The 26,734-nt window shown below is 61.5% G+C and carries 17 protein-coding genes and 4 pseudogenes; 16 read left to right on the top strand and 5 right to left on the bottom strand.

Going from position 1 to position 26,734, the window contains the following annotated elements:
- The first annotated feature begins 82 nt into the window (after positions 1–82).
- Positions 83–1,054, top strand: a complete 972-nt coding sequence (locus tag QM996_RS25585; protein WP_334196730.1) for a sugar phosphate isomerase/epimerase family protein — start codon at positions 83–85, stop codon at positions 1,052–1,054.
- The gene (locus QM996_RS25580; protein WP_334196729.1) at positions 1,051–1,857 is read left to right on the top strand and encodes an inositol monophosphatase family protein; all 807 of its coding nucleotides are present in this window, start codon (positions 1,051–1,053) and stop codon (positions 1,855–1,857) included. The genes QM996_RS25585 and QM996_RS25580 overlap by 4 nt, the downstream gene beginning before the upstream one ends.
- Positions 1,858–1,868: 11 nt before the next feature.
- Here the strand turns inward: QM996_RS25580 and QM996_RS25575 are convergent, their stop codons facing one another.
- Positions 1,869–2,798 carry a LysR family transcriptional regulator gene (locus QM996_RS25575; RefSeq protein ID WP_334196728.1) on the bottom strand — a complete coding sequence of 310 codons (930 nt, stop codon included), beginning with the start codon at positions 2,796–2,798 and terminating at the stop codon, positions 1,869–1,871.
- A 337-nt stretch (positions 2,799–3,135) separates the two neighbouring features.
- Here QM996_RS25575 and QM996_RS25570 point away from each other — a divergent pair, with 337 nt between their 5' ends.
- The 7 genes and pseudogenes from QM996_RS25570 (at position 3,136) to QM996_RS25540 (ending at position 9,457) form a co-directional block, all read left to right on the top strand.
- Positions 3,136–4,059, top strand: coding sequence for a DMT family transporter (locus QM996_RS25570; protein ID WP_334196727.1), 924 nt, complete (start codon positions 3,136–3,138; stop codon positions 4,057–4,059).
- A 309-nt stretch (positions 4,060–4,368) separates the two neighbouring features.
- Positions 4,369–5,673, top strand: a complete 1,305-nt coding sequence (ugpB, locus tag QM996_RS25565) for a sn-glycerol-3-phosphate ABC transporter substrate-binding protein UgpB (RefSeq protein ID WP_334196726.1) — start codon at positions 4,369–4,371, stop codon at positions 5,671–5,673.
- A 167-nt stretch (positions 5,674–5,840) separates the two neighbouring features.
- On the top strand, positions 5,841–6,722 hold the full coding sequence (gene ugpA / locus QM996_RS25560) for a sn-glycerol-3-phosphate ABC transporter permease UgpA (protein WP_334196725.1): 882 nt from the start codon (positions 5,841–5,843) through the stop codon (positions 6,720–6,722).
- Between the two features lie 7 nt (positions 6,723–6,729).
- On the top strand, positions 6,730–7,578 hold the full coding sequence (gene ugpE / locus QM996_RS25555; RefSeq protein ID WP_173520028.1) for a sn-glycerol-3-phosphate ABC transporter permease UgpE: 849 nt from the start codon (positions 6,730–6,732) through the stop codon (positions 7,576–7,578).
- The gene (locus tag QM996_RS25550) at positions 7,578–8,627 is read left to right on the top strand and encodes a sn-glycerol-3-phosphate import ATP-binding protein UgpC (RefSeq protein ID WP_334196724.1); all 1,050 of its coding nucleotides are present in this window, start codon (positions 7,578–7,580) and stop codon (positions 8,625–8,627) included. Before ugpE ends, QM996_RS25550 begins: the two co-directional genes overlap by 1 nt.
- Before the next feature lie 232 nt (positions 8,628–8,859).
- Positions 8,860–9,168 carry a type II toxin-antitoxin system RelB/DinJ family antitoxin gene (locus tag QM996_RS25545; protein WP_173520026.1) on the top strand — a complete coding sequence of 103 codons (309 nt, stop codon included), beginning with the start codon at positions 8,860–8,862 and terminating at the stop codon, positions 9,166–9,168.
- Positions 9,165–9,457, top strand: a pseudogene (locus tag QM996_RS25540) (type II toxin-antitoxin system RelE/ParE family toxin). The gene QM996_RS25545 and the pseudogene QM996_RS25540 overlap by 4 nt, the downstream one beginning before the upstream one ends.
- 208 nt (positions 9,458–9,665) lie before the next feature.
- On the opposite strand, the gene QM996_RS25535 reads toward QM996_RS25540, so the two are convergent.
- The 3 genes from QM996_RS25535 to QM996_RS25525 all read right to left on the bottom strand — a co-directional run bounded on the left by QM996_RS25535 (position 9,666) and on the right by QM996_RS25525 (position 14,640).
- Complete coding sequence (locus QM996_RS25535; protein ID WP_334196723.1) at positions 9,666–11,465, bottom strand: NAD(P)-binding domain-containing protein; 1,800 nt, start codon at positions 11,463–11,465, stop codon at positions 9,666–9,668.
- 67 nt (positions 11,466–11,532) lie between these two features.
- Entirely contained in the window at positions 11,533–12,606 is a 1,074-nt protein-coding gene (locus tag QM996_RS25530) for a 2,3-butanediol dehydrogenase (protein WP_334196722.1), read from the bottom strand.
- A 162-nt stretch (positions 12,607–12,768) separates the two neighbouring features.
- Entirely contained in the window at positions 12,769–14,640 is a 1,872-nt protein-coding gene (locus tag QM996_RS25525) for a sigma-54-dependent Fis family transcriptional regulator (RefSeq protein WP_334196721.1), read from the bottom strand.
- Between the two features lie 166 nt (positions 14,641–14,806).
- Here QM996_RS25525 and QM996_RS25520 point away from each other — a divergent pair.
- The 4 genes and pseudogenes from QM996_RS25520 to QM996_RS25505 form a co-directional block, all read left to right on the top strand.
- Positions 14,807–15,017, top strand: a pseudogene (locus QM996_RS25520) (IS1595 family transposase); the annotation flags it as partial.
- A 162-nt stretch (positions 15,018–15,179) separates the two neighbouring features.
- Positions 15,180–16,619, top strand: coding sequence for an FAD-binding oxidoreductase (locus QM996_RS25515; RefSeq protein ID WP_334198669.1), 1,440 nt, complete (start codon positions 15,180–15,182; stop codon positions 16,617–16,619).
- A gap of 811 nt (positions 16,620–17,430) precedes the next feature.
- Positions 17,431–18,828, top strand: coding sequence for an endo-1,3-1,4-beta-glycanase EglC (eglC, locus tag QM996_RS25510; RefSeq protein WP_334196720.1), 1,398 nt, complete (start codon positions 17,431–17,433; stop codon positions 18,826–18,828).
- 116 nt (positions 18,829–18,944) lie between these two features.
- Positions 18,945–20,039, top strand: coding sequence for an IS1595 family transposase (locus tag QM996_RS25505; RefSeq protein WP_334196719.1), 1,095 nt, complete (start codon positions 18,945–18,947; stop codon positions 20,037–20,039).
- Between the two features lie 42 nt (positions 20,040–20,081).
- On the opposite strand, the pseudogene QM996_RS25500 reads toward QM996_RS25505, so the two are convergent.
- Positions 20,082–23,050: pseudogene (locus QM996_RS25500) on the bottom strand (Tn3 family transposase).
- Positions 23,051–23,194: 144 nt separating this feature from the next.
- On the opposite strand from QM996_RS25500, the pseudogene QM996_RS25495 reads away from it, so the two are divergent.
- The 3 genes and pseudogenes from QM996_RS25495 to QM996_RS25485 all read left to right on the top strand — a co-directional run bounded on the left by QM996_RS25495 (position 23,195) and on the right by QM996_RS25485 (position 26,436).
- Positions 23,195–23,756, top strand: a pseudogene (locus QM996_RS25495) (recombinase family protein).
- A gap of 275 nt (positions 23,757–24,031) precedes the next feature.
- Positions 24,032–25,813: a cation:proton antiporter domain-containing protein gene (locus QM996_RS25490; RefSeq protein ID WP_334196718.1), complete on the top strand. Its 1,782-nt coding sequence runs from the start codon at positions 24,032–24,034 to the stop codon at positions 25,811–25,813.
- A 218-nt stretch (positions 25,814–26,031) separates the two neighbouring features.
- Positions 26,032–26,436, top strand: coding sequence for a response regulator (locus QM996_RS25485; RefSeq protein WP_334196717.1), 405 nt, complete (start codon positions 26,032–26,034; stop codon positions 26,434–26,436).
- Positions 26,437–26,734 lie beyond the last annotated feature (298 nt).

Below are 26,734 nucleotides of genomic sequence, written 5' to 3'. Positions count from 1 at the left end.
GCGCGGGAAGGAACCGGGGATGGTGACCGATATGCCGTGGGAAATGACGCCTCGTCCGAATTGGCGACAGAGGATAGAAGGCTTGTCCGCTGAGAGCCGCGCGCAGCTGGCTGCACGGGCGCGATGCGCGCCGCTTTTTGCTCATGCCTATGCCTTTCATCTGAACTTCCGCTTTGGCGGCATGAAGCCCTTGCATCTGGCTGAATTCGCCAAAGCTCAGGGCCTCTCGGGCCTCAAGATTCATGTCGAGGACGGCGAGCAGGCCAGTCTCGCGAGAATGCCGGACGAAGAGCTGCGTGCCTTTGGGGCAGCGATTGGCGGGCTCGGCCTGGAACTGCATGTCGAAACCAGCACGACGGAGCTGCCCGGGCTCTCGGATGCGGTGCGCATTGCGCTTGCCACAGGCGCCACTTCGCTTCGCTGCTATCCGCGCTACGAGGGGCGCGTCTCTGAGATCGTCGAATGGACGATCGCAGATCTCCGCCGGCTTAAGATACTCGATCCAGACGGCAGGCTCCGCTTCACGCTTGAACAGCATGAGGATCTCAAATCGGCGGAGTTGATCCGGATTATCGAGGCGGTCGCCAATCCGCGCCTCAGCCTTCTGTTCGATTTCGGCAACATGATCAATGCATTTGAAATGCCGATGTCGGCCCTGATCGCCCAGTCGCCATACATCACCGAGGTGCATGTCAAGGACTGCCTCGTGAGACCCGATCGTGGCGGTTGGGCCCATCTCGCCTGCCTGTCTGGAGACGGCGACTTGCCGATGCTTGCGATGTTGGTGGAACTCCTGCTGCTTGGCCGCGACAAGCCTCAGGTTCTGGCCTTCGGGCTGGAAGAGGAGGAGGGCTATTTCGCACCGGCACTCCGGTTTGCCTCCGAGGCCCGAGACCCGTTCATTCCCGCCCGCTCGCCAAGCTTCACCGCGATCGGAACGGGCAATCAGCAGGCTCGGTTGCGCCAGGAGGCCGTCGCCGCCCGCCGGCAGGTCGATACGGTCAGAAGCCTGTTGCAGAGAATTACAACCCAAGCCGAGAAGGTCCAAGAATGACGGCCGAAAATGTCTGTCCGCCGGCGTTTCTGGCATTCGCCCACGAAATGGCCGATGCCGCCGCTACCGTTATCCGTCCCTATTTTCGCCAGCGGCTCGAGATCGCCGCCAAGGCGGACAGCAGCCCCGTTACCGTCGCCGATCGCCTTGCCGAGATGACGATGCGACGGATGATCGAGAAGTGCTTTCCCGGCCACGGTGTTCGCGGCGAGGAGTTTGGCACTTCAAATGCGGAGGCGGAATGGGTTTGGGTGCTCGATCCGCTTGACGGCACGAAATCCTTTGCGTCCGGCTCCCTTGCGTTCGGCATCCAGATCGCTCTGTTGCATCAGGACGCGCCGGTCCTCGGCATTATCGATCAGCCGATCACGAACGAGCGCTGGGTCGGCCAACGCACAAGCCCGACGCTCTTCAACGGTGTGCCAGTCCGAACGAGCGATACGGCCCGCCTCAAGGAGGCAATCGTATATACGTCGGCGTTGGAGCAGTTCGATCTCGATGCCAGAGAGCGCTTCTCGCGGCTGGCCACGGGGGCGCGCTTCACGCGAATGTCTCATGATTGCTACGCCGCCGGCCTGCTGGCGCTTGGTAGCATCGACCTTCTGGTCGAGAGCAACGTGTTTGACTACGACATCCTTCCGCAGATACCCATCATCGAAGGGGCGGGTGGTATCGTTACGGACTGGGAGGGCCGGACGCTGACCGACGCGAGCCGGTACGAGACGGTCCTGATGGCAGCAAACGAGACGCTCCACGCCGAAGCGCTCGACCAACTGAACCAGAGGACAGATCCCGCCGCCTAGGGGTAAATTCCCTAGCGGGAGCGTTCCAAGGGAAGATGCCCTTCGAGCAGCGGGCGTTGTTTAGCAAGTGCCTGGCCCGCAAACTCGCTAAAGGCGCTGACGCGGGCCGTGCGGCGGAGATCCTCGTGGGTGAGAAGCCAAAGTTCCCTCGTCATTTCAACGACAGGCGGGCCGACGCGCACCAGACCGGCTGTCGTATCGCCGAGATAGCACGGCAGGGCGGTAAGGCCGATGCCGGCTGCGGCAGCTTCACGCGCCGTAACGAGTGAGTCACAAAGCAGCACCGCTGGAGAGGACAGCGTCGCCCGCATCCACCGTGCGACGCTTGTAGAGGCAAGCGCATCGCCGAGCCCAATCCAGCGTTCGTTTGCGTAGTTGATCTTCTCGATCGAAGCGAGGCCGCGTTCCCGCAGGTAGGCGGGCGACGCATAGACGGCGAAGGCAACGCTCGCTATTCGGCGGCCAACCAGGGCATCGGGTGAATCGACCGCTGGTCGAATGGCGACGTCCGCGTCGCGATGGGAGAGATTTGCGAGAGCGTTCGACGTGCTCACCTCGAGGAGGACGCCGGGATGGCGCTGCTGGAAGGCTGCCAATATCGACGGCAGAATCGAAGCCATGAGCGTGTCGGTGGTGGTGATGCGCAGGCTACCTTCCAGACGCAGGTCCTGCCCCGTCAGTCGGCGTTCGAGTTCCGTAACGGTCTCGGCCATCTGGCGTGCCACCGCGAGCAGTTCCTCGCCCCCGGCTGTCAGCGTGTAGCCGGAAGGGAGGCGATCAAAAAGCCGAACTCCCAGTTTCTGCTCGAACGATCCAACGCGTCTCAGCACGGTGGTGTGATTGACGCCGAGCACGCGGGCGGCAGCGGCGAGGGAGTTTGCCTCCGCGACCGCCAAGACAAAACGGAGATCTTCCCAGTCGATACGGTGATGGCTGTGCATGATTGCCCAAAGCTACGGTTGGTGATCGAGCGAGCGAAGTTGCAGCGCGCCACTATTGATCGGATCCGCCAAGTCGACCTCGCCTGATTACGCCACCGGTGTTGCGTCGGCCTGCGCGGTCGTCGTGGCTGCGGATGTGCAAATATGCAGAAGAACTCGGCAAAGCAACAGATCGCGCTGCGAGAAAGCACGGTCTAACTAAGTAGCCATGATCGGATGGGCCGGTCGATGGAGACACCAGATTTGTCGTGCCGCGGCTGCCGTTTCGCGAGCGCATCACCGCCTGATCCCTTTTCTCCCATCCGTCCAACGTCATTCTCATCAAGGAGGTCCCGTCATGGAGACCCTGTTTGTCCCATTGGCTCTCGTCGCGGGCGGTCTGCTCGCCGTTCAGGCCGGCGCGAACGCGCAACTTTCGAAAGCGGTCGGATCGCCGTTCGTGGCGACCACGCTCCAACTCGCGATCGGCACCGGCCTGCTGGTTCTGGTCGCCCTGTTCACCGGGACACTGGCCGTGCTTGCGACCGTTCCGCAGGCTAAGTGGTGGCATCTCGTCGGAGGCACTGCCTCGGCCGTCTACGTCGTCTCGACGATTGTTCTCTTCCCCCGCCTCGGCGCAGTCGTTTCCGTCGGGCTCTTTATCGCCGGGCAGATGCTCGCCTCTCTCGCGCTCGACAGCTTCGGCCTGCTGGGTGTCGTGCAAACCGGGCTTCGGGTCGGAGCCGCGATCGGTACGCTCGTCGTGCTGATCGGCGTCGGCATGATTGTGTTCGGCCAAGGCGGAAAGGACAAGATCGAGGCCGACAAGCTTGGATGGATCGCCCTGGCACTCGTGGCCGGTGCGGTGCTCCCGGTCCAGGGGGCCGTCAATGCGCTGCTGCGCCATGATCTTGGCGGTGCGCCGTTTGCGGCGGGCGCGATCTCGTTCTTCGTCGCTACGCTCGCCATGGCAACGGTGCTGCTCTTGGCGCTCGCCGGACAGAAGATACCCCGTCCCAACATTGTCGGCGTGCAGGCTATGCCCTGGTGGGGTTGGCTCGGCGGTCTCGCCGGAGCGACCTATGTCACCACGGTCTTTACGGCGATCCCGGTGATCGGCGCCGCTGCCGCCGTTGGTTTCACGGTCGCGGGGCAGCAGGTGGCAAGCGTGTTCGTCGATCGTTACGGCTTGTTCCGCCTGTCGCAAAGGCCGGTGTCGGGCCTGCGCCTTGCCGGGGTGCTGCTGCTGCTTGCGGGCGTCGTTCTCATCAAGCTCGTCTGAAACAGGCGCCATCTTTTCGCGGCCGGCGATCGCCGGCCGCTCGAGAATTTCCATGTCACCGCCGCAGCTTGCCTGGCTCCATCTCGTTCTGTCCGTTTGGCCGCTTCATCCGCCATTCGCATATGAAGCAGAACGAATATTCCACTATGAAAAATCTGCGAATTTTCCGTTCCAGTTTTCTCTTGCGGGTTCGTTATCGTTCGTTTTTAATCGGCGCACTTTCGCTGCGAAAGTCGGGCGCGTCCGATTGAGGAGAGTCGACGTGTCTGAGCATCGGGACTTATCGTCTTACCAATGGGAGGAACCGCCATGAGAGCTTTGAAATGGACCCTTGCGGCCACATCTGCGCTTTCGATCTTTGCCACCTCGAGCGCCTTCGCGGCGACGGAACTTGCCTGGTGGCATGCAATGACCGGCGCCAACAACGAAACGGTTGAACGGCTTGCCAAGGAGTTCAACGAAAGCCAGTCGGAATACAAGGTTGTTCCGGTCTTCAAGGGGACCTATGCCGAGACGCTGAATGCCGGTATCGCCGCCTTCCGTTCCAAGCAGGCTCCCGCCATCCTGCAAGTCTTCGACGCAGGCAGCGGCGTGATGCTGGGTGCCGAGGGCGCGGTGGTCCCGGTGGCGGACGTTCTTAAGAAGGGCGGCTACGAGTTCGACAAGGATCAGTACCTGCCGGGGATCGTTGCTTATTATTCCAAACCGGACGGTACCATGCTGTCCTTCCCATTCAACTCGTCTTCCCCGGTTCTCTATTACAACAAGGACGCTTTCGCGAAGGCCGGCATCGATACGGCAAAGCCGCCGGCCACATGGCCTGAGGTCTTCGAGGCGGCGAAGAAAATCAAGGCGAGCGGGGCGGCAAATTGCGGCTTCACCTCGACCTGGTTGACCTGGATCCAGACAGAGAACTTCTCTGCCTGGAACAATGTACCCTATGGCACGAACGAAAACGGGCTTGCCGGCCTCGAAGTGGAACTGAAGATCGACGCCCCGCTGTTCGTCGAGCATTTCCAGTCGATTGCCGACCTCGCCAAGGACGGTACCTTCCGCTACGGCGGCCGCACCTCGGAAGCAAAGCAGCTCTTCATGTCAGGCGAATGCGCCATCCTCACCGAATCTTCCGGCGGTCTGGGCGACATCGTGAAGTCGGGCGTCAATTATGGCGTCGGCCAGCTTCCCTATTATGAAGGCCATGGCCCGCAAAACACCATTCCCGGTGGCGCAAGCCTCTGGGTCTTCGCCGGCAAGAGTGATGCCGAATACAAGGGCGTGGCCGAGTTCTTCCATTTCCTCTCGAAAACGGAAACCCAGGCCCAACTCCACCAGGTCTCTGGTTATCTGCCCGTGACGCTCGCAGCCTATGAGGAAACCAAGAAGTCCGGCTTCTATGAAAAGAATCCGGGTCGCGAAACGCCGATCAAGCAAATGATGGGCAAGGCGCCGACCGAAAATTCGAAGGGCGTTCGCCTCGTCAACCTTCCGCAGGTTCGCGACATTCTCAACGAAGAATTCGAGGCGATGCTTGCTGGACAGAAGGATGCAAAGACGGCTCTCAGCGAAGGTGTAGCGAAGGCAAACGCGGCGATCACTGCCGCGATCGGCAACTGATCCTCTCAGCGAACGTCCGCACCGCCACTGCATGTTTCCTTTAATCGTCGCCGATTAAAGGATAAAAACATGCAGCACTTCAAAGTGCTACAGCGGCCTTTGCGCGTCTGATAAGACGCGCGACGCTGTAGGCGGTGCGGACTGGTTATTCATGGAGGGGTCGTTTCATGCAGTCCGTCGTGTTTCCCAACAAGGTGCTGCCCTATCTTCTGCTCGCGCCGCAGATCGTCCTGACGGTCGTCTTTTTCTTCTGGCCCGCAAGCCAGGCGCTCTACCTGTCGGTGTTGCGCGAGCATCCGTTCGGCCTGAAGTCCGGTTTTGTCGGCCTTGCCAATTTCCGGGCCATTCTCGCCAATCCGGACTACCTGCATTCGCTGCAGGTGACGGTCGTGTTCAGTCTCGCAACTGCGCTGTTGTCGATGGCTCTCGCGCTTTTGCTGTCGACCTCGGCCGACCGTGTGGTGCGCGGGCGCAACGTCTACCGCACGCTCCTGATCTGGCCCTATGCGGTCGCCCCGGCGGTTGCCGGCATGTTGTGGCTTTTCATGTTCAATCCGGCGATGGGAACCTTCGCCTATATCTTGCGGCGGAACGGCTTCGTCTGGGATCCGTTGCTCAACGGTAACCAGGCGATGTGGCTGGTCATCGTCGCGGCAGCGTGGAAACAGATCAGCTACAATTTTCTCTTCTTCGTCGCTGGTCTGCAGGCGATCCCGAAATCGCTGATCGAGGCAGCGGCAATCGACGGCGCGCGCGGCACCAAGCGGTTCTGGACCATCGTCTTTCCGCTTCTCGCGCCGACGACCTTCTTCCTTCTCGTCGTCAACACCGTCTACGCCTTCTTCGATACCTTCGGCATCATCCACGCGGTAACAGGCGGCGGTCCGGCAAAGGCGACCGAGACGCTCGTCTACAAGGTCTACAACGACGGTTTCGTCAATCTCGACCTCGGCAGTTCGGCGGCCCAGTCGGTGATCTTGATGATCATCGTCGTCGCGCTGACGGCCTTCCAGTTCCGCTTCGTCGAGAAGCGGGTCCATTATTCGTGAGACGCCGATGATCGAGAATCGTCCGATTTCCACCCTGATCAGCCACTTGGTGCTCGTGCTCGGGATCATCATCGTCGCGCTGCCGATCTACTACACCTTCGTCGCTTCCACGCACACTTCGATCGAGATCGTGCGGCCACCCATGTCGCTTGCGGTCGGCGATCATCTCGTCTCGAACTACAGGGAGGCGGTCGGCGGCGGCGTCGAGCGCGTCGTCGGCGTCAGCCTCGAGCGGCTGCTGTTCAATTCGACGGTCGTGGCGATCGCGATTGCCGTCGGCAAGATCGTGATTTCCTTCCTGTCGGCCTTCGCGATCGTCTTCTTTCGTTTCCCGCTGAAAATGCTGTTCTTCTGGATGATCTTCATCACCCTGATGCTTCCGGTCGAGGTGCGTATCCTGCCGACCTATAAGGTGATCGTCGACCTCGGCCTGATCGACACCTATGCGGGTTTGACGCTGCCTCTGATGGCTTCGGCCACGGCGACTTTCCTCTTTCGCCAGTTCTTCCTGACGATACCGGGCGAACTGGTCGAGGCCGCACGCATCGACAATGCCGGTCCGTTCCGCTTCATGCGGGACATCCTGCTGCCGCTCTCGGCAACGAACATTGCTGCGCTCTTCGTCATTCTCTTCATCTATGGCTGGACCCAATATCTCTGGCCGCTGCTCGTGACCAACGATGCGAAAATGAACACGATCATCATCGGGCTCAGGCGGATGATCGATTTCACCGACGCTTCGACCCCCTGGAATTATGTCATGGTGACCGCAATCCTTGCGATCATTCCCCCCATTCTCGTCGTCGTGCTGATGCAGCGCTGGTTCGTCAAAGGCCTTGTGGAGACAGAAAAGTAATGGCTGAGATTACCCTCAAAGACGTCCGCAAGTCCTACGGCACGGTGGAGGCGATCAAGGGCGTTTCGCTCGACATCGACGACGGCGAGTTCGTCGTTCTGGTCGGCCCGTCGGGATGTGGCAAGTCCACGCTTTTGCGCATGATCGCAGGCCTCGAAGGCATTACGGGCGGCGATATCCTCATCGGCGGGCGCCAGGTCAACGATGTCGAGCCGGCGGAACGCGACATCGCCATGGTGTTCCAGAATTACGCGCTCTATCCGCATATGACCGTGCGACAGAACCTCGCCTATGGTCTCAAGAACCGGAAAACACCGAGTGCCGAGATCGATCGGCGCATCGCCGCCGCGGCGAAGACACTGGAGATCGAACCCTATCTCGACCGGAAGCCGCGGCAGCTCTCGGGCGGCCAGCGCCAGCGGGTTGCCATGGGACGGGCCATCGTTCGCCAACCCGCGGCCTTTCTCTTTGACGAGCCGCTGTCAAACCTCGACGCGAAGCTGCGCGGGCAGATGCGTATAGAGATCAAGCGGCTGCAGCGCTCCCTCGGGACGACGAGCGTCTATGTCACACACGATCAGATGGAAGCGATGACGCTCGCCGATCGGCTCGTTGTCGTCAGCGCCGGCCGGATCGAACAGGTCGGCACGCCGCTGGAGCTCTACGAGAAGCCCGCGACCACCTTTGTCGCCACCTTCATCGGCTCGCCTTCCATGAACCTGCTGCACGGCAGGGACGCGTCGGCGGGCTGGTCGCTCGCCCCTGACGTGGCGCGTCCGAATGGTGACTTTACGCTGGGCGTCCGTCCAGAGGACCTTTCCCCGACACTTGCCAATGGTCCGGCTCCGGCCTTCGAGGCGACGGTTCGCGTCGACGGGATCGAACTGGTCGGAGCCGAAAGCCTGCTGCACGGCAGGCTCGAAAACGGCAGTGAACTGATCTTTCGCGTTTCCGGGCGTGCCCGCAACGCGATCGGCGACGCGTTGAGAGTCGGGGCGAGCGCCGATGCTCTCCACATGTTCGATGCGAACGGCCACCGGTATGGATGAGGCCCCAGTTCGAGTGCGCTTCAGGGCCGTGGGGCTGCAAAAAAAACACGGTTACCAATACCGCCAATTACAAAGCGCCCGCGGCACAAGGAGGGACCGCACGTAGAAAAAGAACGCTTGGAAAAGTTGACCGAAGTGCATGATATATCGACCGGAATGCTCGGCGTGTATGGCTGGACTGGAGTTTGTCATGCAATTGCATTGCACTGAAACCCAGTGAAGGAGATTTGCGATGGTCTCAAATGCAATTGTTCAGACTCGGATTGATCCCGATATTCGGGACCGCGCTACCGCTGTCCTACAGAATATGGGACTGACGGTTTCGGATGCTGTTCGAATCCTTTTAACTCGAACGGCAAACGAAGGCTCGCTTCCACTGGAACTGGTTGGTGGCACTGACGCTCATGATGCCTGGTTCCGCGCGAAGGTGTTGCAGGCTCTTGAAGACACGCGACCCGATCTCGAGGATGGCGACGCGGAGGCTCGATTCCGCGAGCGTCGGATGGCGGCTGCGCGTAAATCCGGAGCGGGCGGCCGATGAGGATTGTCTGGGCGCAGTATGCGCTTGACGATCGCGATGCCATCTTCACTTACATTGAAAATGAGAACCCGAAGGCGGCGGTTCACGTCGACGAGGAGATTGCGCGAGCCGTTCGCCGTCTCCTCGATTTTCCCGAAAGCGGTCGACCTGGTCGAATAGAGGGAACGCGGGAGTTGGTAATCCCACGCACACCATACATCGCAGCCTACATGCTGATGGTGGATCGAATCGCATTCTTCGTATTTTGCATGGCGCCCAGATTTGGCCCTTCGAGTTCGGCGACGAGTAGACACAGCATCAATGCATGCTTTGCGGCCCGCGGTTCGACTTCCTTCAAGAGCTTGGCATTGTCGAATGCGATCCGTCCCCGGCGAACCTCTGACGGCGCCGCCCCTACCGAGCTGGACCTGAGTCGTTATTTGCCAGCCTCTTTTCAATGGACCCGGCCGGGCACGACGAGAGGGCGGTCAAACCGCCCTCTCGTCGTCTGGCTTCAATCAGCGTTTGTGATGAACGCTTTGCAGGCCGTAGACCGGTGTGTGAATACCTTCCAAGCGCGCCTTCAGTTGCAGCGAGAGATACTGCGAGTAGTGGCGCGACTGGTGCAGGTTGCCGCCGTGGAACCACAGCGCCTCCTGTTGCGTCGGCTTCCACATGTTGCGTTGCTCGCCCTCCCAGGGGCCGGGATCCTTCGGCGTATCGGAGCCGAGCCCCCAGACCTTGCCGACCTTGTCGGCGGTTTCCTGGTCTATGAGATCGGCGACCCAGCCGTTCATCGAGCCGTAGCCCGTCGCATAGACGATGACGTCGGCCGGGAGTTCCTTGCCGTCAGACAGTTTTACGGAGGTTTCGGTGATCTCTTCCACCTGTCCCGCGGCAAGTTTCACCTTGCCGTCGATGATCAGCTGCGAAGCGCCGATATCGATATAGTACCCGGATCCGCGGCGCAGATACTTCATGAAAAGACCCGAGCCGTCAGCGCCCCAATCGAGCTGGAAGCCGGCTTTCTCCAGCGCCGCATAGAAGTCGGCATCGCGCTCGCGCATCTTGTCGTAAAGCGGGATCTGGAACTCGTGCATGATCCGGTAGGGGAGCGAGGCGAAGATGAGATCCGCCTTGGCCGTCGTCACGCCATTTGCCAGCGCCTGTTCGGAGTAGAGCGCGCCGAGGCCGATGTCCATCAGCGTGTCGGACTTGACGATATGGGTCGTCGAGCGCTGGATCATCGTGACTTCGACGCCCGCTTCGTAAAGGGCCGCGCAGATGTCATGGGCCGAATTGTTCGAGCCGATGACGACGACCTTCTTGCCCTTGTAGCCATCCGGCCCCGGATGCTGCGAGGAATGATGCTGCTCGCCCTTGAAGCGCTCGCGGCCCTTGAAGTCCGGAATGTTTGCCTTGCCGGACATACCGGTTGCGAAGACGAGCTGCTTCGGGCGCAGCAACACTTCCTCGCCGTCGCGGTCGACCACGATCGTCCATTCCTTCGTGGCTTCGTCCCATTTCGCCGACTTGGCGGTGGAGCGCGTCCAGTAGTTCAGCTCCATTACCTTGGTATAGAATTCCAGCCAGTCGCCGATCTTGTCCTTCGGCGCGAAGACCGGCCAGTTCTTCGGGAAATCGATGTAGGGCAGGTGATCGTACCAGACCGGGTCGTGCAGGCAGAGCGACTTGTAGCGCTTGCGCCAGCTGTCGCCCGGCCGATCGTTTTTCTCGAGGATGATGGTGGGCACGCCCAGTTGGCGAAGCCTGGCACCCAGCGCAATGCCGCCCTGTCCGCCGCCGATGATCACGACATAGGGCTGCGTCTCATAACCGAGCGTGCGCTCCTCGTGCTCGCGCTCCTCCTTCCAGGTCTTCGCGCCGACATTCTGGCCGTGCTTGGCACCGAGCGGGCGGGTGAAGCCGGATTTCTCCTCGTGACCTTTGAGTTCTGCCAGTGCCGTCAGTAGCGTCCAGATGAGGCCGTTCTTGATGCGCACGAGGCCATAGCCGCGCCCGGTCGCCGTCTCGAACGAGATCCAGCTTTCGAGTACGCCATCCGCCTCTGTCGCTTCCTCGCCGGCGGCGACGCGCCAGTTGGAGGGCTTTGCGGAGGCAAGCTGCGCAAGAAGCATGTCGCGTACCTGATCGCGCCCCTCGACGGTCTTGATGTTCCAGGTGAAGGCGACGAGATCGCGCCAGTAGCATTCCTCGGCAAAGAGGCTGGTCGCATCGTCGATGCGGCCGGCTTCGAGTGCGGCGCCAAAGGCATCAAGCAGTGCCTGGACGCGGGTGGTGGGGGTCTTGTCGAGCATTGTTTCTCCTCCTGCTCTTCGATGGAAAACGGGGCGGCTCCTCAACCGTCCCGCAACGCGGATCGGCCTAGCGCTTGAGGTCGATCAGAATTTTCAGATGGGTGCCGGCGGGGTCGAGCAACTGGTCGAACCCGGCCGAAACGGCCTCGGCGAGCGAGACATATTTGGTGACGATACGACGGGCCGGAATCTGGCCGCTGGCGATCAGGCGTGCGACCCGCGGCCAGTAATGGGTCGGGTAGGCCCAGGAACCGCGGATATCGATGTCCTTGAAGGTCACGTCGAACCAGTTCAGCGGGTTTTCGCCGGGATGAAGACCGGTCTGTACCACGACACCCTGCTTGCGCACGGCGCTTGCGCAGTTCTTGAGTGCATGTTCGTTCCCGACGCATTCGATTGCGACGTCGCAACCGACGCCGCCCTCGGTCTCGGCTTGCACGACGTCGCTGACCTTTTCCATTTTGGGGTTGATCGTGCGGACTTCGCCAAGCGCCTCCTTTGCCAGCGCCAGCCGGGTGTCGTTGAGGTCGGAGAGGAAGATCTTCGATGCGCCGGCGGCTCGCGCGGCCATGGCGACGAGAATGCCGATCGGTCCCGCGCCGGTGACCAGCACGCTGTTGCCCGCAGTGACGCCACCGCGGTCGCAGGCATAAACGGCGACTGCGGTCGGTTCGATCAGCGCAGCCTCCTCGTCTGACAGGGCATCGGGTATGGGCTGCACGTTGTAGTCGTTGAGAAGGGCGGCTTGCGCCATCCCGCCGGAATGCCAGGAGAGCCCTGCAAGAGCGAGGTCGGCGCTCAGGTGAAACAGGCCGCGATCGGCATAGTAGTCGCCACGGCGCGGCATGATCAAAGGCTGGATCGAGACCCGGTCGCCCGGCTTCACATGGCTGACCCCTTCGCCGACCGCCTTCACCACGCCGCCGAATTCATGACCGAGAATCTGCGGCCCATGGGCGCCGGTGAAGGGATGCGGTTCCTTCGGGATGAAGATCGGACCATAGGCATATTCATGCAGATCGGTCCCGCAGATGCCGCAGAACCGATTTTCCACCAGCACCTCACCTGGCCCAGGCTCCGGTGGGGCCTCGACTTCATCGATGCGTAAATCCCTGGCGGCGTGAAAGCGCAGAGCTTTCATTTTGTTTCCTCCTGTTGTTCTTGCACAGGAGGCGCAGCAAACGGCATGCCAAATCGACGGGACGCCTATTTGCGGCGTGATATCAATGGCTTAAAAAGCTCTTCGTCGAAGGCATTCAGGGAATGCAACAGTTGCTCTGCAACAGGTGTTGCAGACGTTGCGTCAGTTGAGCCGCTTCAGACGGCGGTGGATCGTTGAGCGGTTGACCCCGAGTTTCCTTGCAAGTGCCGAGACGTTGTCGCCGCAGTCTTTGAGCGCCTGACGCAATGCGTCGTCTTCGCGAGGTAGCGAAGGGACGGAGGCGGAGAAGAGCTGTTCCGGCAGGCACTCGGCATCTATGAGGCCGCGTTCGGAAAGTGCCGCGGCCACCCGCAGGACGTTGGAAAGCTCGCGCAGATTTCCCGGCCATTCATGCGCCAGCAATGCCGCCCGCGCGGCCTTGTCGATCCGGTAGGACTCGTTGTTCTCCTTCTCGATGCGAGAGAGCAACTGGTCGATCAGCCAGCCGAGATCCTGGCGCTCCCGCAAGGCGGGAAGCGAGAGCGTCGCGGCGTTCAGGCGATAATAGAGATCCTGCCGGAACCGACCTTCCTTCACCAGTTCTGCGAGGTCGCGGTGGGAGGCGGAGACGACGCGCAGGCGGATCGGGCGGGCCTTCAGTGCGCCGACCGGCTGGATCTCGTTTTCCGAAAGCACGCGCAATAGCCGGCTTTGCAGCGAAAGCGGCATGTCGCCGATCTCGTCGAGAAACAGGGTGCCGCCATCGGCGTCCTCGATCAGGCCGCGCTTACCCCTCTGGCTGGCGCCGGTGAACGCGCCGGGCGCATAGCCAAAAAGTTCGGATTCGATGAGGTGCTCCGGGATCGCCGCGCAATTGACGGCGACGAAATTGCCGTTGTCGCCGCAACTGTCGTGGATCGCACGCGCAAGATATTCCTTGCCGCTGCCCGTTTCTCCCTGAATGAGGATCGGGATATGGCGAGTGGCAAGCTTCGCCGCGCGTGCCTGCACCCGTTCCATTGCCGCGTCGCCGTGGCTGAGGTCGTGCAAAGCCCGGGGCAGCCGCGGTTCCGGAACGGCAGGCGCTCGAACATTGACGACGGGCGCGATTGCGCTGGCGAAGAGGACCAGGCCGCTCTTGGCCCGGAGCAGGCGCTCGCCGTTCGGCCGGCCGCGCATGAAGTTGGGCAGGTCGTCCACGTCGATATCGAAAACCTCGGAGATGGGCAGGCCAAGGAAGTCGCGCGTTCTGAGGCTTCGTATGTTCATCGAGCGGGCGAGTGCGCCAAAACCGCCATGGGTCATTCCGGTGATGCGGCCGCTGCCATCCAGTGCGATGGCGGCGTCCGGGTCGACATCGAGGAATTCCGGGGAGCGAGCGAGCCGCAGGACCCAGTCATTGCGGGTACGGGTCATGAGATTGGCGAGCTCGATCCGCCGGGCGGTGGCGGACACCAGATGCAACGCCAGTTGCTGGCTCGCCTTGGCGGAAGGCGATCGGAGCTGGGAGATATCGAGCACGGCGGTGAGGTCGCCAAGCGTGTCGAAGACGGGTGCTGCCGTACAGGTCAATCCGATATGGCTGGCGTCGAAATGATCGTCCTGATGAATGATGACCGGTTCGCCGGAGACGATGCAGGCCCCGACGGCACAGGTGCCCGCGCGGCTCTCCGACCATTCCGAACCGAGATAGAGACCCGCCTTGCGCAACTGGTTGTCGAAGGTCGGATCCCCCATGAAATCGACCGTGACGCCGCGCGCATCGGACAGCAACAGGACATAGTTCTGTTCGGCGACTTGATTGAACAGCCCTTCAAGGCCGGAGCGACCGATGCGGATCAGCTCTTCTGCCTGCTCGCGATGCTCGCGCAGCTTCGATCCCGGAACAATATAGGCTTCCTGCGCGATTGTCGGATCCAGCTTGTAATCGTTGAGGCAGCGAAGCCAGGATTGGACGACGGGCGCATCGCGCGGGCTCGCGGCTCCCGAAGCTACACGCTCTATCTCACGTATATGCGATAGCGGCGTTATCATCGACCATCCTCCTACACGGGAAGCTGACACACTCTCGGCGTATCGACAATGCACATCTCTCAGGATGCAACGGACGAGATTGTGCGTCATTCTCCATAGGAGGGCATAGCGCCTGCCGAACAACGCGGCTTATCAACCAAAGACAGCATTGTCGTTGAGAGAGGAGATGGTTGCGGGCTTCCGCGACGAGGTACATTGCCGCAGATTGCTGGAAAGCATGGTGTCGCCCGATGGTCGGGTCTGCCGGGCCTGCGGCTACAAACGTTCGATCGCGCAAGCGACGCGCCCGGTCTTGGCTGGATCAATGCTCAACCGGAGATTGCCGGTTCCGGTTCACAGCGACAACGCACACGCCTCTGCATTCGACAATGCTTCCTCAACTCCGGAAGGTCGTGATGGGGGGAACACGGCATCGACGATTTGGGCCGACAGCACCCCAAAGGGCTATGGATGGCGGTCGCCGGCGCGCTTGCCGGGTGCGCGGCAAAGGCGCAGAATGCTGGCCGCTGGGGCAATGCTTCCTGTTGGAGGAGCGAATCATGGACGATATGAGCCTCACCAATCTGCAAGCGGGAGTAACAATGATCAGCGCCGCGGCGATCGAGGTGCTGGCGGGACGGTTGCGCGGTCGAGTCCTAAACGCGACCGACGCCACCTATGATGAGTCGCGGACGATCTGGAACGCCATGATCGACCGCAGGCCCGGACTGATCGTGCAGTGCGCCGGGGCTGCCGATGTCGCCCATGCGGTTCGCTTCGCGGCTGAAAACCACCTGCTCGTCGCCGTGCGTGGCGGTGGTCACAACATTGCCGGGAACGGGGTCTGCGACGGCGGCCTGATGATCGACCTGACGCCTATGAAATCGGTACGTGTCGATGCGACTACGAAGAGGGCCTGGGTCGAGCCGGGAGCGACGCTTGCCGATGTCGACAAGGAGACGCAGGCATTCCGCCTCGCCCTGCCGACCGGCATAAATTCCACGACCGGCATTGCCGGCCTGACGCTCGGCGGTGGCTTTGGATGGATCACGCGCAAGTTCGGTTTAACGATCGATAACCTGCTTTCGGCCGATGTGGTCACGGCGAACGGCGAACTGGTGCGCGCCAGCCCGACGGAGCACCGCGACCTCTTCTGGGGCTTAAGAGGCGGCGGCGGGAATTTCGGCGTCGTCACGGCGTTCGAATTCGAACTGCACGATGTCGGGCCGGAGGTCCTCTCCGGGCTCGTCGTCCATCCCTTCGCCGACGCGCAAAGCGTCCTCCAGCAGTACCGGCAGGCGCTTGAAAACGCGCCGGACGAACTCACTTGCTGGGTGGTGATGCGGCAGGCTCCACCACTGCCGTTCCTTCCTGCCGAGTGGCACGGCAAGGAGGTGCTCGTGCTCGCGATGTGCTATTGCGGCGATCTCGAAGCGGGTGAGAAGGCGACGGCCGGCCTTCGCGCGATCGGCAGTCCGATCGCCGACGTCGTCGCGCCGCATCCCTTCGTCGGTTGGCAGCAGGCCTTCGATCCATTGCTGGCGCCCGGCGCGCGGAACTACTGGAAGAGCCATGATTTCATGGAGCTTTCCGATCAGACCATCGGCATACTGCTCGATGCCATCCGGCAACTGCCGGGGCCGGAATGCGAGATATTCATCGGCCATGTCGGCGGGGCCGCCGGTCGCATCGCGGTCGAGGAGACTGCCTTCCCGCAGCGCGGCTCGCATTTCGTCATGAATGTGCACGCCCGCTGGCGCGATCCGGCGATGGACCGGGCCTGCATCGATTGGGCGCGGCATCTCTTCGAGGCCGCCAAGCCCCATGCCGCTGGCACAGCCTACGTCAATTTCATGCCGGAAGACGAGGTCGACCGGGTCGAGGCGGCCTATGGCGGCAACTACCGCCGACTTGTGGAGGTCAAGCGGCGCTACGACCCGCAGAACCTCTTCCGGCTGAACCAGAACGTTCGGCCGAACGAGGAACGCGGCGCGGCCTGATCGCCTCCAGCGAGGGGCGGCCGGCGAGGGCGGCGCTGAGATTGAGGCCTGCGAGCAGCCCCGGTGTATAGGCAATCCTCCGAGTGTGCTTCCTAAGGCCGGCAAAATACGTGTCGTCATGGCTCGGCGAGTGCGCGGATGCGGTCGCAAGCATCAAGCATCTGCCTGTCGATCAGGTCGATCTCCCAACCTCAGGGGTGGCCGACTGGTTGCGCTCGCGACATATATCGCGCTCGGCATCGGACTGCACAATCTCGGCGCGCCGGCCCGACACTCTGCGGCGCGAGCTTGTCGCTACCAGGCGACACCAGGTTCGGCCGCCTTCAAACAGGGTGATTTCTACAAGGCTGTAATGGAAGGCGCCACCGTTATCGGGGTCGTCGTCGGTGCTTACGAGCGCCCGCCATCTGGCATAAGGAAATCCTCTTCGGGCTCTCCGAGGACGTGCGCGTCTTCGGTGCAGTTGTTTGGCAGGAAACCAGCGCTATGCCCTCATATGCGGCAGGGCACGAGGCCGGGGTGCCTCGGCAGCGGTCCTCGACCAGCCCAGCTATTCCGGCGGCTTTCGAGCCGAGAACAAACCAACCTCGACCAGTCATCAGGTTCAGAAGATCGCGTGGGCTGGGAACCGGGCCACACGGGGTAGCGCTTTGGCGCCGCGCCGTATCCAGTCGGTCGGCGCCAGCTGCTGCGTCGCAGGTTGAGGGGTGCGTTGCGGCAAAAGAGTTGGAGGTGTGGGCGACAGGCCACAGTCAGAGATGCTAGGGGTGTTCGTCGGGAAGGGGCACGCAATGAAGCAGGAGACTTCTCGATGAGCAGAACTGCCATGAACGCCCTAGGACAGCCGGTCTATTACAGCGGAAGTTCGACGGCATGGTTTTCCGCAACCGGATCCGGACCGATCCTCTATGGCACGCCGGGCAATGATTCCATCTGGGGCGACGGTTCCGTCGACGTAACGATGGTCGGCGGCACGGGCGACGACATCTACTACCTCTATTCATCGACGAACCGGGCCGAAGAAGACCCCGGCGAAGGCGTAGACTCGATCAATACGTGGATGAGCTATACCCTGCCGGAGAATTTCGAGAACCTGACCGTCACCGGCGACGGCCGGCACGCGTTCGGCAATAGTGCCGACAACATCATCAGGGGTGGTTCGGGCAGCCAGACCATCGACGGAGGCGCCGGCAACGACGTGCTGTTCGGTGCCGGTGGCGCCGATACCTTCGTGTTCGGGCATGGCAATGGCAGCGACCTCATTGCCGATTTCAGCTCCAACGACACTGTCCGCCTCGACGGCTATGGAATTACCTCGTTCGACCAGGTCCTGGCCAATTCTGCCCAGGAGGGGGACGATCTTCGCCTTCATCTGACCGATGGCGAAAGCCTGGTCTTTTCCGATGCGACAGCCGATCAGCTGCACGAGAGCCAGTTCCAGTTGAGCCTGGATCGGTCGTCCCTGACGCAGACTTTCTCGGACGACTTCGACACGCTTCAACTCCGCAACGACACCGGCGGTGTCTGGGACGCGAAATACTGGTGGGCGCCGGAAGAGGGAGCAACGCTCGCCGAAAACGGCGAACTGCAGTGGTACGTCAATCCGAGCTACGAACCGACCGCTTCCGCAAACCCGTTTTCGGTCGAGGACAGTGTGTTGACGATCACCGCTGAGCGTGCCTCGGAGGCGATCCAGGCCGAGATCGGTGGCTATGACTATACGTCCGGTATGCTGACGACGTACTCGTCCTTCGCACAGACCTACGGCTACTTCGAGATGCGGGCCGACATGCCGGACGATCAGGGAGCCTGGCCCGCTTTCTGGCTGCTGCCCGCCGACGGCTCCTGGCCGCCGGAACTCGACGTCGTCGAAATGCGCGGGCAGGACACGAATACCGTGATCACCACCGCCCATTCCAATGAAAGCGGCGAACACACCATGACCCGAGACGGAGTGCAGGTTGCCGATACCGATGGGTTTCACGACTACGGCGTGCTTTGGACGAAAGACGAGATCGTCTGGTACTTCGACGATACCGAGATCGCCCGCGCCGACACGCCCGCAGATATGCACGAGCCAATGTATATGGTCGTCAATCTCGCGGTCGGTGGCATGGCGGACACGCCCAATGACGACTTTGCCGACGGCTCCGAGATGAAGATCGACTCCATCGGGGCGTACTCGCTGAACTCCGATTGGGATATCTAGAGGGCGTAGCGTTGCTTTCCCTAAACAACGCGGCCTTTATCAACCAAAGACAGCAAGAAGCTTGATGCTCAAGGGCTGCGATGCGATTCTTCGGGCATGATCCGAAGGAGATGAGAATGTCGGAGATGCTTGCAGCGCTTGCCAACATTCGGACCGCGGAAGATATGGTCGTGGCCTTTCGCGATGAGGAGCAGTGTCGGCGATTGCTGGAAAGCATGGTGTGGCCGGCTGGGAGAGTTTGCCCTGCCTGTGGTTACAAACGCTCGATCGCGATCGCCGGGCGCGATATGGGCAAGCGGCGTGCGCGTCCGGGTCTCTATCAATGTTCCAGCGGCGAGTGTCGGTTTCAGTTTACGGTGACGACACACACGCCGCTGCATTCCACAAAGCTTCCTCTGAGTGTCTGGCTGAAGGGCATGTGGCTGATGCTGCAGTCGGATAAAGGTTTATCCTCGGTGCGCCTGGCCGAGGCTCTGGGGGTAAGCCAACCGACGGCCTGGCGGATGGGACACGCGCTGCGTCTCATGGTGGCGCGCGAGCACATGCTCGATGGCACGGTGGAGATCGACCATTTTTATCTCGGTGGGCGAGCAAGAATAAATCCGGACGATCCACCGCCTGGACGAGGCCGAAAAGGTCTGCCGAATACCCAGAAGACGCCGGTCATGGTGATCGTTCAACGGCCAGATGACGTCACACCCGGCACTCCGGCCGGTGACGCGCGTGCTGCGGTGGTGACGGGTCTTTCGCTCCGGGCAGCGGCGCGCGCCGCCGAAGCGCAGATCGACCCCGATGCCTATTTGATGAGCGATGAGGCGACAGCGTTCATGGCTCTTGGCGAGAACTATGCCAGGCATGACACCGTGAAGCATTCCAGCCGCGAATACGTTCGTGACGCCGTCCATGTCAATTCGGTCGAAGGTTTCAATTCCCGTGTCCGCCGCACCATTGCCGGCGTCTTTCATCATATCAGCCCGCAGCATGCCGACCTGTATTTCCACGAGATCGGTTTCCGCTGGTCACAGCGCATTGTGACGGGCCAGGCTGTTCGGAAAACCCGAAATGGCCGGGAACGCATGAAAACCATGTGGTCGCGAGTGCCGCCGGCGCTGCAATTGCTGCAAATCTTTCGCGCCGCGACCGGCCGTCAACTGCGCAGAAGTCCGGCTGGTGGGATCATCGTCAAATCAGCAGTCGCTGTCTTTGGTTGATAAGGGCCAACAACGCCAAGGTAGAACGAAGCCAGACCGCTGTCATGCCGCTTGCTGTTTTCCAGCCAGGTTGAGCGGTTTCCGGTCGGTTGTCTTCGCGGCACGATCCCAAAGGAAATCGCCGGAGAAGGCGATGTGCTCCCATCCAACCGGTGAGGTATGGGTCAAGAGATCGTCTGGATGATTTCGCCTTGTGCCCGCAGGTGCGTCACGGCGTCGGCCATATAGATCGAGTTCCAATAGACGATCGCCGCGGTGACGAGGTTCAAGCCCGACGCCCGGTATTGCTGGGCCTCATGGCTGCGATCGATGACGCGCCCCTGTCGGAACGTATAGATGGCCTGCGCCAGGGCATGGCGCTGCTCACCTTTGTTGAGGCCGGCGTGGCATCGGCGGCGCAGTGCCAGATTCTCCAGCCAGTCGAGCATGAACAGGGTCCGCTCGATCTTGCCGATTTCCTGGAGGGCGATATCCACCTGGTTCTGGCGCTCATAGGCGGCGAGCTTCCGCAACATCACCGAGGGCGCGACATGGCCGACCTTGAGCGAGGCGACGAGCCGCATGACGTCATCCCAATGCTCGCGGATGATGTCGGCGCGGATGCGTTTTCCGAGAAGCGGCGCGATCGTCGGGTAGCTCGCAGGGTGGTCGATCGGGATCAGCCGCCGGTCCGGAAAGTCGCGCAGTCGCGGGCAAAAGCGGAAGCCGAGCATGGCGCAGAGCGCAAACACGTGATCGGTGGCGCCGCCAGTGTCGGTGTAATGCTCCATGATTGAGAGATTGCTCCCGTGGTGAAGCAGGCCGTCGAGGACATAAGGCGCCTCGTGCGTCGCCGCCGAAATCACCTTGACGTGATAAGGGCCGTGCTGGTCGGAGACGTGGGTGTAGAAGCTGAAACCGGGGTCAACGCCGTAGCGGGCGTTGATGTCGCCGCCTGAGGCGCCGCGCTTTCCGCCGCGGAAGAACTGCCCGTCCGAGCTTGACGTCGCGCCATCGCCCCAGATTCGTGCGATCGGCAGGCTATGTTGAGCGTTGATGATGGTGGCGAGCGCTGCCCGATAGGTATCCTCGCGGACATAGGCATCCTGCGTCCAGATGAGCTGGTCGCGGGTCACGCCTTGGCTGGCGGCTGCCATCCGGGAGAGCCCAAGATTGGTGGCATCGGCCAGAATGGCGGCGAGAAGAGCGCTCTCGTTGGGGCAGCCTCCGCCGGTGCGCAGGTTTGTGAAGGCCGCCATGAAGCCGGTTTCGCGAGCGACTTCGTGCAGGAGTTCAGTGATGCGAATACGCGGCATCATCGCATCGAGCCGATCGGCGAGCGTTTCCGCTTCGGCGGGGACCGCGGTCTTGACCGGCGAGATCTGCAGCCGATCCTCGACAAAGCGCACGCCTTCGAGCTGGTCCCGTTTGAGCCGCTGCGCAAACTTCTTCAGTCGCCAGTCGAGCTCGCGGCCACGCTGTTGCAGCCATTCGTCGGCGGCCGTTGGCAGCCCGAGTTCGGCGACGACCGGCGCGGCGGCTCGCTCCGGGAGGAGGTAGCTGTCGAAACGCCGATAGGCGGAAGATCGCTCAACCCAGACGTCGCCGGAACGCAGCTTGTTGCGCAGGTGAGCCAGCATCGCGGTCTCGTAGAGCCGGCGATTGATCCTGCCATCCGGCCCGATCACTAGTTTGCGCCACTCCTTCTTGAAAGGCATGGGCGCATCGGGCGGCACATCTCGTTTGCCCGATCTGTTGAGATCGCGAAGCAGATGAATACCGGCGATCGTCCGGTCGCTTCCTCGTCCGGCCTTGAAGTCGAGCGCTTCGATCAGCGCCGGGGCGAACTTTCTCAGTGTCGCATACCGGTCCACCGCTACCATGAGGGGATCCACGTCCGCCGTTTGGGCGAGTACTGCGACTTCGGGTCTTGCCTTGAGCAAGTTTGCCCAGCCGACGGTCTCGTCGATCGCCCCGATCGGGTCGGTGTCGTTGTTGAGAGCGGTGGAAAGTGCCTCGATCGTCCCGTGAAACAAACGCATCAGTCGGCCAACATCCTTGGCGGTGGCAGCGTAGCGCCGGTCTTGTTTGTTCTGGGCGCGACTAAAGGCACTACCGATCAGCTTGTCGGCCAAGCCGATGGCGGCGTCCGCCAGACGCTCTTCCAGATCGATCAGGCAAGCGACCAGTGTCGCGCGCCGGCGTGATGTCGTGTAGCGTTCGAGCAGATAGGCTGGAGACGCACGCCCCTCGCGCACGAACTGTCGATATCGGTCGGGATGCACAGCGGCTGGCAGTTTCGCCGGAATCTCGATTTCCCTCACCATTTGCAGGCGCTCGAGGATTTCGCGGACGTGATCGGGCTTCGCAGTCGCCGGGATTGCCTTGAGCCACGTGAGCGGCATGGCACCCTTGCTCGCATCGGGGATCAGAAGGGCATCGAGAGCGTCCAGTTGCTCCCGCCGAAGACCGGACAGGAGCGCATGAGCCGCCTGTTTCCTGGCGCGCGCCCGGCCGGCAATGCCGGCGCGCTCGATGGTCGAAACGGCAGGGAGGAGAATTCTGGCCTGACGCAGCGCGTCAATGATGCCGGCGGCGATCACGATACCCTTGTCCGTTCCCCAGGCAGCCTTGGCGGCCGCCTCGATCATGAAGGGGATATCCGTTCTGGCCGCCCCGCGAAGCCCATACGCTGCCGCGAGCTCACGGGCGTGATCCGTCATCGTCTGTTCCCGACCCGCATAATCTGCGTGGGCAATCGCCGGTATTCCGAGCTGCTCGGCGACGAAGGATACCAGTCCCTCGGGAAGCCCAGCGGAGCTCTGAAGAATCTGAGCGAGGGTCATGCCGGGGTGGCGAAACAACGCAAGCTGAAGGGCCACGCCGAGGCGATTGCGGTCTTCCCGCCGCAGCCGGACCTGGTCGATGTCGTTCGGTTCAAGCGTGTAGAGCCGGGCCAGGTCATCACGGTCGATCGGGATCCCCAGCAGCTGTTCCCGCTCGGCTTCGCTCAGCAGTGCGTGCTTGCGCATTGGCGGTCCTCCCGGCGTCCATAAAAGGCTTCACAAGTTCATGGACAGACTGGAATAAAGAGACATATTCTGTGGACGGAATCGAAGCCGTTCAATGCACTCAAGCGTGGTTGTCCACAGAACGGCCGTTTCGGAGACAGGAACATGGGAGCAATTCTCGGCTATGCGCGCGTCTCGACCGGCGACCAGGATGTCGCTGGCCAAACCCTGCGGCTTCGGTGCCATCAAGATCTTCACCGACGTCAAATCCGGCAAGAGTATGGACCGTCCAGGTTTGGGCGACCTCCTGGCTTATGCGCGTCCGGGCGACACGCTCGCGGTCGTCCGTCTCGATCGCCTAGGCCGGTCTCTCGCTGAACTGCTTCAGACTGTGAAGTTGCTCCGAGAGCGTCAGATCGACCTGCTCAGCCTCGAAGAGAAGATCGACACGTCTTCGGCCGCTGGCGAACTCGTGTTCCATGTATTCGGCGCCATCGCGCATTTCGAGCGGCGGCTGATCTCAGAACGGACGAAGGATGGCATCGCCGCCGCTAGGGCGAAAGGAAAGCGACCGGGGCGCCAGCCGCTTGACCTGAAGAAAGTGGAAGCGGCCATGAAGCTGATCGAGGGCAACGTTTCGCCGACCGAGGCTGCGAGGCAATTGGGTCTCGGCCGTTCGACGGTTTATCGCGAAATGCGTAGACTAGGTATCGGCCGTCCTGCCTAGGTGTCAGTTCGTCTTGCGACCGGTTTCAAGCCCTTTGTTTGCAGCTAGCGTCGGCAGGCCCACCAAGGGGCTCCGGCTCAGCAGTCCGAAAATTTCCGGTAGGCGAAGCGCTCGTCTCCTCAAAGGTGGGATATTCCTCTGCGTTGTGAAGGGAACGGGTCTCGGGCGCCTCTTGGGCCGTGCGAATGCCTTGCGAATGAATCACCACGGGGCGGAGTTCGTCCCAGCGCAAAGAGATCATCCTGGTGTGCCGCCTCCAAGCAATCGAGTGACAAATGCCTGAGACACCGCTGATTGCCACCATCGTTGCCGGAATTGGGCTCGCTTTCGTACTTGGCACGGCGGCAGACAGGCTTCGCTTGTCGCCGCTGGTTGGCTATCTTGTCGCCGGGGTTCTGATTGGTCCAGTCACACCGGGCTTCGTCGCGGACCAGGCTTTGACACGCCAGCTCGCGGAGCTGGGCGTGATTCTGCTGCTGTTCGGCATCGGTCTACAGTTTTCATTCGCCGACCTCCTGCCAGTCAGAACAATCGCTCTTGTCGGCGCGATCTGTCAGATGGCGATCGTCACGGCGCTTGGGCTCGTGTTGGCTAAGATCATTGGCTGGCCTGTGGAGTCGGGAGTTGTTTTCGGGCTCGCGCTGTCGGTCGCGAGCACGGTTGTGGTCCTTCGAACGCTTCAAGAAAAGCGCCTGCTCGCAACGGCACATGCCCCCATCGCCATCGGGTGGCTTATCGTGCAGGATCTTGCAGTGATCCTCGCGCTCATTCTGTTACCGGCGTTTGCCGCCGTACTCAGCGGAACGCCCGGAACAATCACCAACGACAATGACGCGGTCGCCTTTCTCGTACCCCATACTATTCCAGCTGCCCTCGCGCTAACACTCGGCAAGTTCGCGGCCTTTTTCGCCGTCATGTTGATCGTCGGCCGGCGCGTGGTTCCGTGGGTGCTTCACTACGTGGCCCATACCGGATCGCGTGAACTCTTCCGGCTGGCCGTCCTGGCTGTAGCGCTTGGCGTCGCCTTCGGCGCTGCCACCCTTTTTGACGTCTCCTTCGCGCTTGGGGCGTTCTTCGCAGGAATGATACTGGCGGAATCGCAGCTAAGCCAAAGGGCGGCACAGGAGACACTGCCGCTCCGCGACGCATTCGCCGTCTTGTTCTTTGTTTCCGTGGGAATGTTGTTCGATCCCACGATCCTTTGGCGAGAGCCGGTGCTCGTGGGCGCGGTTCTGCTCATTGTCGTCATTGGCAACGCCGCGGCCGTAGCAGCCGTGGCGCTCACCTTCCGCCATTCCGGTCAAGTGGCCTTCACGCTGGGTGTGAGCCTCTCGCAAATCGGTGAGTTTTCTTTCATTTTGGCGGGCCTTGGAGTCGACCTCAGGCTTCTGTCCGAAGCTGGCCGTGACCTCATCCTTGCCGGTGCGTTCCTCTCCATCCTTGTGAATCCGCTGCTGTTCGTGGTCCGCGATCGGCTGACCCCTCGGCTCGAGGCGACAGAGCCAGCCGGAACCGCACAGCGAACGGATGCACCCGGCCACGCCGAACCTCCGGTTACCAAACTTACAGGGCACGCCGTGCTGGTTGGCCATGGACGGGTCGGAAGTCTGGTGGCCGAGACATTGACAGGTGCGGGGGTGCCCTATCTCGTCATCGAGGAACGGCAGGTGACGGTCGATCAATTGCGCGCGCGGAAGATCGAGGTGATCGCCGGCAACGCCGCCCAGCCGGGGCTGCTTGAGGCGGCCAATGTTGCCGCAGCGCGATGGTTGATCAGCGCTATTCCGAATCCGTTCGAGAGCGGCAACCTCATCGAACAGGCACATGCCGCAAATCCCGCCTTGGAGATCATCGCCCGCGCCCACTCCGATGCGGAGGTGGATTACCTCAAGAAGTGCGGCGCCAGCCTGATCATCATGGTCGAACGGGAGATCGCCCGCGGCATCTCCGAGCACATTCTGAGCGGGATGCGTATCGCAGCGGCGAAGGCGGAGGAAAGCGAAACTTCGGCGAGGAGTAGGACCGAGCCAGACCAGCACACCGAAGCTGACCGATAAAGTCGTCTAACAGCGGTACTTAGTCGTCGTTTCGCATCCCGAGGCTACACGGCTAGGGAAGTACGCAACATGGCCCCTAACTGCTGAACGTCCACGACGCCATCACGAGGCCGCTTCCAGTCGGGCCTGAGAGGGAAACCAAAAGCCGATTAAGATGTACGGGAACCCTGTGACTACCTCCGCGTTGACTGCAATCAGATCAGCGGGGACGTGCAGACGTGGAACCGGTAACCATATTGCTGGTGGAGGACGAGGCGTTCCTGCTGATGGATTTTGAAGACGGCCTGACAGAGGCTGGCTTCAACGTCGTGGCGGTAACATGCGGCACGAAGGCCATAGATCGCTTGAAAGCCGCAGACTCACCCATTGCCGGCGCAATAACGGACGTTCGCTTAGCTGCGTACCCGAGCGGCTGGGATGTCGCACGCGTTGCGAGGGAGCTCGACCCGGAGATGCCGGTGGTCTACATCAGCGGCGACAGCGCTCCCGATTGGGCATCGAAAGGCGTCCCCAAGAGCATCATGCTCGAAAAACCCTTCGCCATGCCGCAACTGATCCTTGCAATTTCACAGTTGCTAAATGACAGATCAGCGGGGACGTCCGAAGCCGGGGCGCTGGAATGACCCATAGGACGTGGTGTTAGCCATCGGCGCTCGCTGGTTGGTGGGGTGAGGCTTGTTACTGCTCTATGGGGCCCATTGCTCGTACTGGCATGTGGGGTGCGATTGATCCTCCTAGCGACTTGATTTAGCCCCTAGCTGAGCCGGGGTGTATCCCTGATCGGCGTTGCCGCGTAACTTCTTGAACCAACGACCCATCGAGTCTCGCGACGCGGATGGCGATGGTGCAGATGCGCCGCCTCATCCATCCGAGCAAGGCGGGCAAGAAATAGGGCCGATAAAGAAATGGCTAAGCACTTCG

Source organism: Sinorhizobium chiapasense (assembly GCF_045277575.1).
GTDB lineage: Bacteria > Pseudomonadota > Alphaproteobacteria > Rhizobiales > Rhizobiaceae > Ensifer > Ensifer chiapasense_A.
This window is presented reverse-complemented; position numbering and strand designations above follow the sequence as displayed.

What these genes read in the sequence shown, in the direction of transcription:
- QM996_RS25580 (WP_334196729.1), top strand. Translation starts at nt 1,051, where the DNA reads ATGACGGCCGAAAATGTCTGTCCGCCGGCGTTTCTGGCATTCGCCCAC.
- QM996_RS25575 (WP_334196728.1), bottom strand. Translation starts at nt 2,798, where the DNA reads ATGCACAGCCATCACCGTATCGACTGGGAAGATCTCCGTTTTGTCTTG.
- QM996_RS25570 (WP_334196727.1), top strand. Translation starts at nt 3,136, where the DNA reads ATGGAGACCCTGTTTGTCCCATTGGCTCTCGTCGCGGGCGGTCTGCTC.
- ugpB (WP_334196726.1), top strand. Translation starts at nt 4,369, where the DNA reads ATGAGAGCTTTGAAATGGACCCTTGCGGCCACATCTGCGCTTTCGATC.
- ugpA (WP_334196725.1), top strand. Translation starts at nt 5,841, where the DNA reads ATGCAGTCCGTCGTGTTTCCCAACAAGGTGCTGCCCTATCTTCTGCTC.
- ugpE (WP_173520028.1), top strand. Translation starts at nt 6,730, where the DNA reads ATGATCGAGAATCGTCCGATTTCCACCCTGATCAGCCACTTGGTGCTC.
- QM996_RS25550 (WP_334196724.1), top strand. Translation starts at nt 7,578, where the DNA reads ATGGCTGAGATTACCCTCAAAGACGTCCGCAAGTCCTACGGCACGGTG.
- QM996_RS25545 (WP_173520026.1), top strand. Translation starts at nt 8,860, where the DNA reads ATGGTCTCAAATGCAATTGTTCAGACTCGGATTGATCCCGATATTCGG.
- QM996_RS25535 (WP_334196723.1), bottom strand. Translation starts at nt 11,465, where the DNA reads ATGCTCGACAAGACCCCCACCACCCGCGTCCAGGCACTGCTTGATGCC.
- QM996_RS25530 (WP_334196722.1), bottom strand. Translation starts at nt 12,606, where the DNA reads ATGAAAGCTCTGCGCTTTCACGCCGCCAGGGATTTACGCATCGATGAA.
- QM996_RS25525 (WP_334196721.1), bottom strand. Translation starts at nt 14,640, where the DNA reads ATGATAACGCCGCTATCGCATATACGTGAGATAGAGCGTGTAGCTTCG.
- QM996_RS25515 (WP_334198669.1), top strand. Translation starts at nt 15,180, where the DNA reads ATGGACGATATGAGCCTCACCAATCTGCAAGCGGGAGTAACAATGATC.
- eglC (WP_334196720.1), top strand. Translation starts at nt 17,431, where the DNA reads ATGAGCAGAACTGCCATGAACGCCCTAGGACAGCCGGTCTATTACAGC.
- QM996_RS25505 (WP_334196719.1), top strand. Translation starts at nt 18,945, where the DNA reads ATGTCGGAGATGCTTGCAGCGCTTGCCAACATTCGGACCGCGGAAGAT.
- QM996_RS25490 (WP_334196718.1), top strand. Translation starts at nt 24,032, where the DNA reads ATGCCTGAGACACCGCTGATTGCCACCATCGTTGCCGGAATTGGGCTC.